This is a genomic window from Psychrobacter sp. YP14 (assembly GCF_003209315.1).
Taxonomy (GTDB): domain Bacteria; phylum Pseudomonadota; class Gammaproteobacteria; order Pseudomonadales; family Moraxellaceae; genus Psychrobacter; species Psychrobacter raelei.
Genome location: NZ_CP029789.1, coordinates 749,280 through 762,671 on the forward strand (window position 1 = coordinate 749,280; position 13,392 = coordinate 762,671).

The 13,392-nt window shown below is 46.5% G+C and carries 8 protein-coding genes; 6 read left to right on the top strand and 2 right to left on the bottom strand.

Annotated features, from left to right (window positions below; all coding sequences use genetic code 11):
• The first annotated feature begins 264 nt into the window (after positions 1-264).
• From DLE54_RS03225 to DLE54_RS03235, 3 genes are all read left to right on the top strand, one after another.
• On the top strand, positions 265-3,447 hold the full coding sequence (locus DLE54_RS03225; RefSeq protein ID WP_110816224.1) for a DNA translocase FtsK: 3,183 nt from the start codon (positions 265-267) through the stop codon (positions 3,445-3,447).
• Between the two features lie 201 nt (positions 3,448-3,648).
• Positions 3,649-4,356 carry a pirin family protein gene (locus tag DLE54_RS03230; protein ID WP_110816225.1) on the top strand — a complete coding sequence of 236 codons (708 nt, stop codon included), beginning with the start codon at positions 3,649-3,651 and terminating at the stop codon, positions 4,354-4,356.
• A gap of 174 nt (positions 4,357-4,530) precedes the next feature.
• Positions 4,531-6,021 (top strand): amidase, encoded by a 1,491-nt coding sequence (locus tag DLE54_RS03235; RefSeq protein ID WP_110816226.1) that lies wholly within the window; start codon positions 4,531-4,533, stop codon positions 6,019-6,021.
• Between the two features lie 88 nt (positions 6,022-6,109).
• Here the strand turns inward: DLE54_RS03235 and DLE54_RS03240 are convergent, their stop codons facing one another.
• Positions 6,110-7,396 (bottom strand): NAD(P)/FAD-dependent oxidoreductase, encoded by a 1,287-nt coding sequence (locus tag DLE54_RS03240; protein WP_197708904.1) that lies wholly within the window; start codon positions 7,394-7,396, stop codon positions 6,110-6,112.
• Positions 7,397-7,910: 514 nt separating this feature from the next.
• On the opposite strand from DLE54_RS03240, the gene acs reads away from it, so the two are divergent.
• Together acs and DLE54_RS03250 are read left to right on the top strand one after the other, a co-directional pair.
• Entirely contained in the window at positions 7,911-9,866 is a 1,956-nt protein-coding gene (gene acs / locus DLE54_RS03245; protein WP_011959904.1) for an acetate--CoA ligase, read from the top strand.
• Positions 9,867-10,160: 294 nt separating this feature from the next.
• Positions 10,161-11,402: an NAD(P)/FAD-dependent oxidoreductase gene (locus DLE54_RS03250; protein WP_110816227.1), complete on the top strand. Its 1,242-nt coding sequence runs from the start codon at positions 10,161-10,163 to the stop codon at positions 11,400-11,402.
• 109 nt (positions 11,403-11,511) lie between these two features.
• On the opposite strand, the gene ribF is transcribed toward DLE54_RS03250, so the two are convergent.
• Entirely contained in the window at positions 11,512-12,579 is a 1,068-nt protein-coding gene (gene ribF, locus DLE54_RS03255) for a riboflavin biosynthesis protein RibF (protein WP_110816229.1), read from the bottom strand.
• A gap of 193 nt (positions 12,580-12,772) precedes the next feature.
• Here ribF and DLE54_RS03260 point away from each other — a divergent pair, with 193 nt between their 5' ends.
• Positions 12,773-13,381 (top strand): GNAT family N-acetyltransferase, encoded by a 609-nt coding sequence (locus DLE54_RS03260; protein ID WP_197708905.1) that lies wholly within the window; start codon positions 12,773-12,775, stop codon positions 13,379-13,381.
• The last annotated feature ends 11 nt before the right edge of the window (positions 13,382-13,392 follow it).

Here is a 13,392-nt window from a genome sequence, read left to right on the forward strand (position 1 = left end):
AGATGCGGTGATGCCTTGTAATCGGTTATTAAGTCTGGGGTTGGTTAATACCATGAGGCCAATGGCGGACAATAGCAAATGAGTTTTAGTCATGATATTTATTTATGTGATAAATAAGCTAACAGATGCTCGAAAGTAGAGCACAATTTGCTATTATAGAGGGTTATACAGACTAGGTTAAGCAAAATTGCTTATAAGCCAGTGGGCATAAGCTATCGGCGACCAGTTTTATTGTCTATAAGTTTCAAATGTTGGGAAAAATTAATGATAACGGCACACCTTATTTACACGCTAAAAAAAGTTACTTTCACCTTACTTGCCGTCATGCTCGCAGCTTTTGTGTTCGTTATCTTGCTTACTTACACACCCAATGACCCTAGCTGGTCACGTATCAGCAGTGATATGGGGCAGATAAGCAACATGGGCGGGGCAGTGGGGGCGTGGGTCTCCGATTTACTCTACACCTTTATGGGCTGGTCCGCTTGGTGGCTGATGGTGTTTTTGGCTTATGAAGCGGTTTGTATTTGGTGGCACCGTGAGCAAGCTTTTGGGCCATTAAGAGCCATAGGCTATGTCTTTTTGTTATTAGCCAGTTGTGGCTTAGTGGCCATCACGCCGCAGTTACTGGGCTTGATAAGTGATAATGGCGCTCGTTTTGGCGGCATTTTAGGGGCTGAAGTAGCCACTCGTTTAAGCGGTTTATTGACCATTTATGGGGCCAGTGCTTTTTTATTGGTGTTTACCCTAATTACAGCAACCTTTGCCTTTAATATTCATTGGAAGCATGTGTTTGATGCCTTCTTAAGCCTATCTTGGCTTGGAAATGGACTCAAGCGCCAGCCTACCGTTGATGAGGCGTCACAAAAGGGTGAAAGTGAAATGGCGACGCACGTCACTCAAGAACAGCCAGAAGATTTGGCTGCCGATGGCTCACCGCTGATGCAGCAGCTTAAGCTGAATTTGCCTGAATCAGAAGATGATGAGGCAGTAGACCTTGCCTCTGAGCCGTCTACCGCTCACGCCAGTAACCCCAGTCTTAGCAATGTGCTTGATGACTTTTTAGTAAATTCAGGATTAACAGAGAGTATCTTGGCGTTACAAGAGCAAGAAGCTCAAGAGGCGCACCAAGCCAAGAGCGCAGCTCAAGCACCTGTGGCAGCAGCCAATGGCTCAATAGCACCGGAGAGCAGCCTGATAAAAAAGCAGGAGCCTAGCTTCGCTTGGAATGATCAAGATGTGATTAATGAGCTGCTTGATGAGCAAGCGCTGCCGACGGCCGTGGCCAATAGCGTAGACGCCTCATCGCCCTCTATGGCAGACAGTAGTACTCAGACACAGCAGGCTGCCGATTACTCAGTATCACCATCATCCAGCGAAGCCAAGGCACCTATCGACAATGCTGACAATACTGCCCCTGCTGATACTCATAACTTTGATATCGAGCAGCAGGCTTTTGACGTATATGATGTAAAAGTACCTGACACAGCACAAGCTCAGCAAGAGACTGTTGCTGATGTCACTGATGAGAGTGAGTTGTCGATAAATAAAGCCGCTGCAACACAGAGCGAGCTTGAGACCGACGACCAAACAGCGCTTTATGATGCTAAAGATGAAGGTGGTTATTTAGACAATAATAATGCCGATGAAGACACTAAATTAGAGATACCGTTAGAGGATGTTGAACAAAATGTTGAGCACAATGTTGAGCCACCAGCTTTTGTGGATCTAACGCCAACCAATACCCCACCTTCCAACCCCAAAAAACCACATGAGCCACAGCCGGCATCAGAGCCTACGCAGGCAGCGCCAACCATTCGCTTTGCTACCCCTGAGGGCGATGCCAGCAATCATATTGAAGATATGATGCCGGATGTTGATGAAGATGAGTTTGTGTTGCCCGAGATTCATGACGATACAGCTTATGCTTCGACCAGCCGTGCTATGCAAACAGCTAAGTATCGTGAAGGGCTGTCACCCATTCCTGAATTATCGATCTTAGACAAACCTGATCCAGATCGCAAGCCGAGCTATACCCAGCAGGAACTGGCGCAATTATCAGAGCTACTAGAGATCAAACTGCAAGAGTTTAATGTAAAAGCTGAAGTGGTTAATGCGATTCCAGGACCTGTAGTAACCCGCTTTGAGGTAGATTTAGCGCCTGGAGTTAAGGCCAGTAAAGTTACGGGTATCTCCCGAGATTTGGCCCGCTCTTTATCTATGGCGTCCTTGCGTGTGGTAGAGGTGATCCCTGGCAAGCCATTTATTGGTATTGAGGTACCCAATAAGAAGCGTGAAATGGTGCGCTTGATTGAGCTGCTACAAACCGAAGATTACAAAAACCCTAAGGCTCAGATTAGTATGGCGATGGGTAAAGACATCGGCGGCAAGCCAATTATCACTGACCTAACACGAGCCCCACATATGCTGGTGGCTGGTACCACAGGGTCAGGTAAGTCAGTCTTGGTCAACGCTATGCTGCTGTCGATGCTACTTAAATATAAGCCCTCTGAGCTGCGCTTAATATTAATTGATCCTAAACAATTAGAGTTGGCCAACTACAATGATATTCCGCACCTGTTAACCCCTGTGGTGACCGATATGAATGAGGCGGCCAGTAGTTTATCTTGGTGTGTGGCTGAGATGGAGCGCCGTTACCAGCTTATGAGCTTATTAAAAGTGCGTAAATTGGGTGAATTTAACAAAAAAGTTATTGCCGCTGAGAAGGCCGGCCGGCCTATTATCGACCCTTTATGGCGCCCAAATGATAGCGTCAGCATCGATAAAGCGCCTAAGCTTAAGACACTGCCTATGATTGTCATCGTGGCAGACGAATTTGCCGATATGATTATGCAAGTGGGTAAGCAAGCTGAAGAGCTGATCACCCGTCTGGCTCAGAAGTCTCGTGCTGCGGGTATTCACTTAATGTTAGCGACCCAGCGTCCTTCGGTAGATGTTATTACGGGTCTTATCAAAGCCAATATTCCGGTACGTGCAGCGCTACGCGTTAACTCAAAAGTCGATTCACGCACCATTTTGGACGCTGGCGGTGCTGAGGATATGCTTGGTAATGGTGATATGCTGTTTTTAGGTCCAGGCCAAATCGAGCCCGATCGCGTACACGGTGCTTATGTCAGTGATGAGGAGGTCAACCGAGTCTGTGATGCCTGGCGTGAACGGGGCGCCCCAGATTATATTGACAATATGGCCAGCAACTTTGAATTAACCAGTCCAAGCAGCAGTGGCGCAGGCAATACCTCTGGTGAAGACGATGCGCTTTATGACGAGGCGGTGGCTTTTGTCATGGAGACCCGCAAAGTATCTGCTTCGAGCATCCAGCGTAAGTTTAGTATTGGTTATAACCGAGCAGCACGAATTGTAGACTCTATGGAGGAGGCCGGATTGGTAAGCTCTATGGGTAAAAGTGGTAAGCGTGAATTATTAATGTAGCCATAAAATAGGATTAAAGCCTTATTATATATAGGATGAACGGGTTATTGGGCACTATATTAACCCTTATTAAACAGTCACTTTAGCCCTAAATGAACTCTTTACACAATTAAACTAAAGTTAACAGTCAGGCATATTGGTTAAGCTAAAATGTATGATATAATGACCTCGTTTAATTGATACTAATAATAAGGACACCCTATGAAAACTATCTTACACAGATCAAATACTCGTGGTGACGCTGACCATGGTTGGCTAAAAAGTAAACATACCTTTAGCTTCGCCAACTATTACAACCCTGCTCGTATGGGCTTTGGTGCTCTACGTGTGATTAATGATGATCACGTAGAAGGGGGTAATGGTTTTGGTACGCATCCTCACCGTGATATGGAAATTATTTCTATTCCAACCTCAGGTAGACTTGCGCATAAAGACTCTATCGGTACAAACGGCATCATCGAAAGTGGTGAGATCCAAGTTATGTCTGCTGGTACCGGTATTGTGCACAGTGAGATGAATGGCACCGCCAATGAACCAGTAAAATTCTTCCAAATTTGGGTTGTGCCTAACAAGCAAGGTGTTCAGCCTCGCTATCAGCAGTTAAAAATCGCTGATATGTTACAGCCTAATGAGTTTGGTCAGATTTTATCGCCCAACCCAGACGATGCTGGCGTATGGATTCACCAAGATGCCTGGTTCCACATGGGTAATCTAGATAAGGGCGTAACCGCTCATTACGACCTAAAAAATAAAAATAATGGCGTCTATGCATTGGTTATTGAAGGTCAAGTCAAGATTGGTGATGAAATCCTAGACAGACGTGATGGTATGGGTATCACAGAGGTAACAGGCTTTGATGTAGAAGCCTTAGCGGACTCTCGCGTGTTACTGATGGAAGTACCGGTTTAAGGTAATCTTCACTGCCTAAAGCCTTAGAACGACAACAAAAAGCCAAACTTTCGAGTTTGGCTTTTTTATTGGCTTTAAGATAAGCTAGGATAAAGATTTACCTAACTATTTTGTCAAAATGACCTAAGCTCTCAAAAGAGCCAATTCACCCCCCAAACACGAGCAGAGGACGCTATGTTTAAAGAATACCCGCAATATGATGCCATAGGATTGGCAGCGCTTATTAGATCCGGTGAAATCAGTGCCAAACAGGCTCTAGATGCGGCTATATATCAGGCCAATAGGCTAAATCCTAAGCTTAACGCCATCATTCATCGATTTGATGAGCGGGCATTTAACGAAGTGCAGCGAGGTTTGCCTCAAGGCATATTCACTGGGGTGCCTTATTTATTAAAAGATTTAAATTACTTATTTGCCGATGAGCCGATTAAAATGGGCAGCCGCAGCGTTCATATTGTGCCAGAGCAAGACAACGAGCTGGTAAAACGCATGCGAGCCACTGGCGTCAATACCTTTGGTAAAACCAATACCCCAGAGTTTGGCTTAATTATTACCACAGAGCCTAAGTCTTATGGCGCCACCCATAATCCATTTAAAAAAGGCTATAGCAGCGGCGGCTCATCAGGTGGCAGTGCTGCAGCAGTGAGTGCCGGTATCGTACCTATGGCAGGTGGCGGTGATGGGGGTGGCTCTATTCGCTTCCCATCCGCTTGGTGCGGCGTGTTTGGCTTAAAGCCCAGTCGTGGCCGCAATCCCAGTGGTCCTCTCTATGCTGAAGGCTGGGAGGGAGCTGTGGCCGACCATGTGATTACCCGCAGTGTGCGCGACAGTGCCGCCATGCTTGATGCCACGGCTGGTAGAGAGGTTGGCTCAGCGTTTGTGACACAGGCCTCTGATAACGGCCAGTTTTTACAGGCCACACAGACACCGTCTAAACCGTTAAAGATTGCGCTGATGCAAGCGCCTTTGTTTCCAGGTGCCACAGTAGACAAAGAGGTGCTGGCGGTACTAGAAAAAACAGCACGGCAGCTTGAAGATATGGGGCACACAATAGACTATGCCGCCCCAAACATTGATATTGACCGCATGTGGCGAGATTTTTTTACAGTGGTGTGTGCTCATACGGCGCATTTTGTGGAAGATTTGTCGCTGCGCTATGGGCCGCAGCAAGTTGCTAATCTGGAGCCACAGACTCGAAATATGGTCATGATAGGACGCTCGCTAAGTGTGATTGACCTACTTAAAGCCAAGCAAGGCTGGCATGACGTACAGTACCAGACCGGACTGATTCTTGAGCAGTACGATATGATTTTATGCCCGACGGTGCCGACGCCTGCAGTTAAGCATGGGGTGCTGCCGCCCAGTCGTATTGATGAGCTACTGCTTAATGTTAGCGGCTTGATTGATCGAGGCGTTAATCTGGGTAAATGGATTTATAACTCAAGCTTGGTCGAGAAGCTAAGCGCACCGGTATTAAGCAAAATGGCCTTTACGACTTTGGGCAATATTACAGGTCTACCGGCCATGTCAGTCCCGCTAGGTATGAGCAATAAGGGCTTACCGATTGGCATGCAATTTATTGGGCGTATGAATGATGAGGCGAGGCTTTTTGCTTTGGCAGCAGACTTTGAGCGGGCAGGACTATTTACCGATCCGGCCATTTAATACTCTCTACGTTGATTTGTTAAGGTAGCCACTATAAACAGAGCCTATGACGATATGTATTAGGCTCTTTACAAATAGCTTTAGTCCCCTAGACCACCTCACCACAAGCCTTACCACTGGCCCATGCCCACTGAAAATTATAGCCGCCAAGCCAACCTGTCACATCGAGCACTTCACCGATAAAGTATAAGTTTGGCTGCTTTTTACTCTCAAAGGTCTTTGAGGACACCTCATCAGTATTTACACCGCCTCGGGTAACCTCAGCGGTGCGATAGCCTTCCGTGCCTGAGGGCTTAATGGTCCAATTATTAATTTTGTCGCCGATAGTATCTAACGCCTCGTCTTTAATATTGGCAAGCTCTTTGTCTTTAAAATCTGACCAATGTAAGTCCTGTAGCGCCAGCAATAGTTTTTTTGGAAAGTATTCAGTCAATACGCTGCGAATTAATTGTTTTGGATGCTGAGCTTTGGCTTGCTTTAATAACTCAGAGATATCCACGTTAGGCACCAAGTTAATATGAATCGCTTCGCCCACCTGCCAGTAGTTGGAAAGCTGTAGCATGGCCGGGCCTGATAATCCTCGGTGTGTAAACAGCATGGGTCTTGGGAATGAAATGCGCTCATTAAAGGCGATCACGTCAAGGCTAATGCCCGCCAATGAAGCGATGACCTCACCGACCTTATCGGTAAAGGTGAAGGGAACTAAGCCGGCTGAGGTCTTGATGATTTGGTGTCCGAACTGCTCAGCCACCTCATAGCCAAAGCCGGTCGCACCCATAGTCGGAATCGATAAGCCACCGGTGGCGATAACCAGTGAGTGACAATGAATGGTCTGTTTTGAGGTCTCAACAATGAAGCCTTGTTTATCGTTATCTTGTGGCAAAGACTTAATAGAAATAATATCAGTTTTTAATTGGACTTTAGCGCCAGCTTCTGAGCATTCATCAAGTAATAGATTTAGGATGTCTTTTGACGAGTCATCACAGAACAGCTGTCCGTAATCACGCTCATGATAGGGGACACCATGCTTTTCTACCAGACCAATAAACTCCCAAGGGTTGTAGCGGGTGAGCGCCGATTTACAAAAGTGTGCGTTGCTGCCGATAAAGTTTTCAGGCTCGACCACATAGTTAGTAAAGTTACAGCGCCCGCCACCTGACATAAGGATTTTCTTTCCCGCTTTATTGGCGTGATCAATGACCAATACCGATCGGCCGCGCTGAGCTGCGGTAAACGCGCAGTATAGACCAGAGGCGCCGGCGCCTATGATCAGTACATCGACCGATTTGTTTAAGCCTTGGTGTGCAGATGCACAGGTGGTGTCTAAACAGGCGCTATTAAGGTGTTTATGAGAGTATGCTTGGTTTTGGGTCATGAATATGGCTTTTTAAATAAGAGTGAATTAAGAAGGGCTAGGCGGCCGGTGGTTGGCAATAGGTCAGGCCAAGCTGATAATTAGTTTGCGTATAAATTTAAGGTAAGTCTCAGTTATCACGCGGTCGCTGATAATTTTTATAGGGTATATGGTGGTTGAAATAGGTCAATAGACGGCTCTAAAAAGGTGATAAATTTATAAAAATTATAAAGATTTTAGGGGGTTAGATAAAATAACAGTTTACAACTGTAGCAAAATCTAGTAAAACTATTAGGGTAACAGTCACAAGGATAGGACTGAGTAAACCGGCAATCAAGGTCGAGGCAGCGACTGTAGGGCATAAAATAAAAGATAACCTCTTAATTTGCCTGCCTTATTATAAGCCTACCAGGTTTGCTACTGGTTTTATCCTATTTTATCACGATAACGCAGCAGATTAAGCCTGCTATTAACGGTTTAACACCCGGTGATCTCTAGGACAAGAGTCACAATAAAATAAAAAGGACTTTATTATATGAAACAGTTTCCAATTAGCCCCGAATTCTCAGCTCAAGCCAACATTACTCCTGAAAAATACGCACAAATCTACCAAGAGTCAATTGAGTCTCCTGAAAGCAATGAAGCTTTTTGGGCGAAACGAGCAGAGCTAATTGATTGGATCAAAAAACCCACCAAAATCAAAGACGTCAATTACGACTTAGATAATTTTAGAATTAAGTGGTATGAAGATGGTGAGCTGAACGTTTCGGTGAACTGTCTCGATCGTCATCTGGCAGATAACCCTTACAAGCCGGCCATCATCTGGGAAGGCGACCACCCCGCACTACACAAAATCATCTCCTTTAAAGAGCTGCATTCAGAAGTATGCCGTCTGGGCAATGCCATGCGCAAAATGGGCGTGGGCAAAGGCGACAGAGTGGTATTGTATCTGCCAATGGTGCCAGAAGCTGTGGTGTCTATGCTGGCGTGTGCCCGTATTGGGGCAATTCATACTGTCGTATTTGGTGGCTTCTCAGCTGAAAGTTTGGCCAGTCGTATTATCGATAGCCAAGCCAAATTGGTCATCACAGCAGATGAAGGGGTGCGTGGTGGCAAATACACGCCGCTAAAAACCAATGTAGACAAAGCGCTCGATGTTGACGGCACAGAATGTGTGGAGCGAGTGGTTGTGGTACACCGTACCGGCAACTCAGTGCCAATGAGTGGCCGCCGTGATGCTTGGTATCATACGCTCATTGATAACTCCAATGAAGACTGCCCACCTGAAACCATGAATGCTGAAGACCCACTGTTCCTACTGTACACCTCAGGGTCAACCGGTAAGCCCAAGGGCGTGGTACACACCACGGGTGGTTATTTGACCTATGCCTTATCGACCTTTCGAGATGTGTTCGATATCAAGCAAGATGATGTGTTCTGGTGTACGGCTGATGTGGGCTGGGTGACCGGTCACAGCTATGTCACTTATGGGCCGCTGGCCAATGGAACCACTACAGTGATGTTCGAGGGGGTACCGCAGTATCCGACTTGGGCGCGTATTGGTCAAATCATCGATAAGCATGATGTGAGCATCTTATATACCGCACCGACTGCCATTCGGGCCATGATGAAAGAGGGGGATGCTTATGTACGTGAGTCAAATCGTGAAAGCTTACGCCTATTAGGTACGGTGGGTGAGCCTATTAACCCTGAAGCTTGGGACTGGTATCACGCTGTGGTTGGTGAAGGACGTTGTCCTATCGTTGATACTTGGTGGCAGACTGAGACGGGCGGTATCTTGATGGCTCCGCTGCCAAACTCAGTGGACATGAAGCCAGGTGCTGCTATGAACCCTTTATATGGCATCAAGCCGGCTATTGTTGACTCAGAAGGCGTGCAACTAGAGGGCTGCTCGACTGCGGGTAACTTAATTATTACTGACGGCTGGCCGGGTCAAATGCGCACCATTTATGGCGATCATAAGCGCTTCTTAGAGACCTACTATACCACTTATCCTGGCAGCTATTTTACAGGTGATGGCGCAATGCGTGATGAGGAAGGTCATTACTGGATTACCGGCCGTGTCGATGACGTGCTGAATGTATCGGGCCACCGTATCGGTACCGCTGAGATTGAAAGCGCCTTGGTGTCGCACCCAGCTGCCGCTGAAACGGCCATTGTCGGAATGCCGCATGAGCTAAAAGGTCAAGGTATCTGTGCTTATATCATCTTAAGAAATGGGGAAGAAGATACCGAAAGATTGCGTAATGAGCTTAACCGCCATGTGCGTGCAGAAATTGGCCCGATTGCTAACTTAGATGCCATGTATATTGTTGAGGCGCTACCTAAGACCCGCTCGGGCAAAATAATGCGCCGCATCTTACGTAAGCTTGCCGCCGGTGAGTTCGATGGTCTAGGCGATACCTCAACGCTTGCAGATGCCAGCGTGGTTGATGACTTAATCAATACCGTTAAGGCCGCTCAAGCCTAATGCTTAGCGCCAATAGCGCACGGGCAAGGCACGGCTGTTTTTATTAAAAAAATATACGAGTTTATTGACCAGTTTACTGATATACCACCGCTTAAGACATTAGGCGGTGGTTTTTTATTGGATTTAATAGGATGCTCTTTATATGGGCTAAAGCTTATTTTACTGGCCAAAGCTTAGTAGATTTGCCACAATGAACCGCGCTAAGACAGCGCAGGGCTCCGCTTATCTTTTTATTTATCACCTTACTTATCTTTTTATCTATCACCCTCTTTTTATTCTTATAATGGCTTATCTATGACTGCTAATACCTTTAATACCGAGACTGCACGCTCGCCGCTCGTTTGTGATGCACAGGCACAGCCAGATCAAAAGGAGTCAGTGACTCGTATTGCCATTATTGGTGCTGGGTTGACAGGGCTGATGAGTGCGCAGCTGTTAGAGCAAGCATTCTTGCGGCAGGGCCGGGCTGTGACCATCGAACTATTCGAAAAATCTGCCGGGGTCGGGCGTCTGGCGACTCGTTACAAAAAGCCGCCGAGCGGGGGAGATAGGCTGTGGCAGTTCGACTTTGGGGCACAGTTTTTTACCGCAAAATCAGAGGCATTTCAGCAGTATTTGCAGCCTTGGATTAATCGTAAGACCATTGAGCCTTGGCAGGCTAAGGTGGCTCAGGTAGCTATAGTAGATGAGGGGTTACCGCACAATCCAGTTAGTCATATTGAGCCTGCCAAAGTTTGGGCAGATAGCCAGCCGCGCTATATTGCCACTCCAAAGATGACCCATTTTGGCCGTGAGTTGGCCAAAGCTCTGACCCACACGGCTATCAAGTACAAGACTCGAGTTGCGCCTTTATCTAGTCAATCGATCATAAAGACTGCACCAACCGCTACACATTCTGCACATACAGACACACTCGCTGGTGACTATAAAACGCTATTGTGCGATGAGCAGGGTACCGTCTTAGGCAGCTATGATTGGGTTATTTGTACTGCGCCGCAAGCGCAAGCGGTTGAGCTATTTGCCGATACAGACTTTGCCCATTTGCAGGCCATTCAATTGCCTCAGATGCTGGCATGCTATAGCCTAATGCTCGGCTGGAATCAGGGGCAAGTATTACCACAAATACTACAAGATAAAGACTCAGACATACTGCAAGTGAATGATAAACACGCTGTGATAGAGACTGTCTTTGCTGAGCACCATAAGCCTGGCCGAGAGCAGCTGCTGCCAAGTATAACCCTTCATGCCTCAAATAATTGGGCACAGGCCAATGTCGCTCAAGATATTGAGCAAGTTAAAGCGCTCATGTATCAAGCTGCACGGCAGATACTAAGCTGGGATGAGGACAGTGCTCCGGCGTATGTGGACTGTCATCGTTGGCGCTATGCCGCTACGCAGCAGCCGTGTGTCAGTGACTATATCGCCTATGGAGATACAAAAAAACAGTGGATTGTCACTGGAGACTGGTGTGATGAGGGGCGTATCGAAAGCTGCTTTAAAGCGGCCAGTGCGGTGGTTAAGCTTATTACACATTAATTTTTTATATTAATTGGGCTTGCTAAAGCTTTTATGGCGTTGTTATAAACAAGGGGACAGATGCCTGATCTGTCCCCTTGTTGATGGGCATAATTTATGCAAACATAGCTTATTGGGCCTGGTTACGCCACTTAATTAAGTCTGCCACATCTTGCTGGATACCCGCTTTGAGAGCCTCTAGGCCATCATACTTACGTTCATCATGTAGGTGATGTAAAAATCTTACTTGCAATGTTTTGCCATATAAATCACCTGAGAACTTAGGGAAGAATACCTCTAAGCGCCACTCGTGAGGCTTATCAACTGTAGGGCGAATACCGATATTTGCTGTGCCAAATAGGCTGTGTGGACGTAGGCCAGATATACCTAACTGCTCAGGCTGCGCTAAGTGGGCAAACGCGTTTTTTATCACTGCGCCTTGCTCATCTAAAACCACCACATCCACCCCATAGACACCGTGCAGCGCAGGTCGTACGCGATTGAGCTCAATATTGGCGGTCGGAAAGTCTAAGGTGCGGCCGATTTTATCACCGCCCACCACCTCACCTGTAATGCTGTAATCTCTATTTAACAAATGATTGGCCATGCGCAAGTCACCTGCCAATAAGAGCTCACGAATTCTAGTAGAGCTGATACGATTGTCACTTAAGTCATCTGCGACACCAGATGCGATGGCTTGGGTATCGGTAATGGTATGCAAGTTAGTTACAGGTAAGCCGTAACTGCGTAAAAAGGCACTGTCACCGGTGCGGTCATGACCAAACCTAAAGTCGTCGCCGAGCACCAAGGCCTGCACATTTAAATACTGGGTCAGCATGTCAGCAAACTCAGTGGCCGATAACGAGCGAAAAGCCTCATCAAACTTAGCCACCACCACGGTATCAATACCAAAGTCTTTGAGCAGTGTTAGCTTCTCATCTTGAGAGGTAAGGCGGGCAGGCGCTGACTCAGGATCGCCTTTTAATTGGGCAAAATACTCTCTAGGCTGCGGTTCAAAAATCATCACCATTGACGATAATTGCTGCTGTTTGGCAGTGTCTTGCAACTGCTTTAGCATGGCTTGATGACCCAGATGAACACCATCAAAATTACCAATGGTTAGAACACTAGCTGAGGCTAGGGCGGGGTCGCTTTTGGTGCCATGTATGGTGGCCAAGTCTAAAAAAATTGTTTTCATAAAGCCTTATCGATAAACAAAATGATAGATGCAAGTTACTGGTGCAGCATTTAAGGGCTGAGCAGTAGGTGGCAAATAGTGAAATAGTAATATAGGGCTACTAATTTTGAGGTAATAAGTGCCCATTATAATGTAAAATTAACGTCTCTGAGGCTCAAAATGAGTCTTGGGTGATTATTGTGAGAATTACTCTATGTCCAATAAGCATGCCTCTGACTGCCAAGCCCACTTTACATCTGACGGCAACCTTAATGCCAGCAACCTCAATGACAAAAATGGTTATCAGCTTGATGGCCAAAACCAACCTTTTGTTATTAAACTGGCGACTGCAGCCGACTTGCCAGCCATTGTGGAGATTTACAATCAAAGTATCACAACCAAAGCCTCAACTGCCGATCTTCATTCAGTCACTGTGGCCGATAGACAGCCTTGGTTCGATGAGCACTATCAGCATCCCACTCGTCCCATTTATGTGCTAAAAAACCAGGAAGATGACATCATGGCTTGGGGCAGCTTTAGTGATGTCAAAAGTCGCAGTGCCTATGACATCAGTAGTGAAATCAGTATTTATGTGGGCCAACAGTTTCATCGTCGCCGATTAGGCAGCTTGCTGTTAACTTGGATGATACAGCAAGCACCAAGCTTGGGTATCCAAAATATCCTAGCATTAATATTTGGTCATAATCAGCCCAGTATCGCTTTGTTTAATAAGTTTGGCTTTGAGTCTTGGGGCCGCCTGCCGAGCGTCTGTGACATGCAAGGTTTTTATGCAGATATCGTTATCTTGGGCAAGCGCTTATAACCTAGCCATAA

Bases quoted from the DNA above. Each gene is read 5' to 3' on its own strand.
- DLE54_RS03225 (WP_110816224.1), top strand. From the start codon at position 265: ATGATAACGGCACACCTTATTTACACGCTAAAAAAAGTTACTTTCACC.
- DLE54_RS03230 (WP_110816225.1), top strand. From the start codon at position 3,649: ATGAAAACTATCTTACACAGATCAAATACTCGTGGTGACGCTGACCAT.
- DLE54_RS03235 (WP_110816226.1), top strand. From the start codon at position 4,531: ATGTTTAAAGAATACCCGCAATATGATGCCATAGGATTGGCAGCGCTT.
- DLE54_RS03240 (WP_197708904.1), bottom strand. From the start codon at position 7,396: ATGACCCAAAACCAAGCATACTCTCATAAACACCTTAATAGCGCCTGT.
- acs (WP_011959904.1), top strand. From the start codon at position 7,911: ATGAAACAGTTTCCAATTAGCCCCGAATTCTCAGCTCAAGCCAACATT.
- DLE54_RS03250 (WP_110816227.1), top strand. From the start codon at position 10,161: ATGACTGCTAATACCTTTAATACCGAGACTGCACGCTCGCCGCTCGTT.
- ribF (WP_110816229.1), bottom strand. From the start codon at position 12,579: ATGAAAACAATTTTTTTAGACTTGGCCACCATACATGGCACCAAAAGC.
- DLE54_RS03260 (WP_197708905.1), top strand. From the start codon at position 12,773: ATGTCCAATAAGCATGCCTCTGACTGCCAAGCCCACTTTACATCTGAC.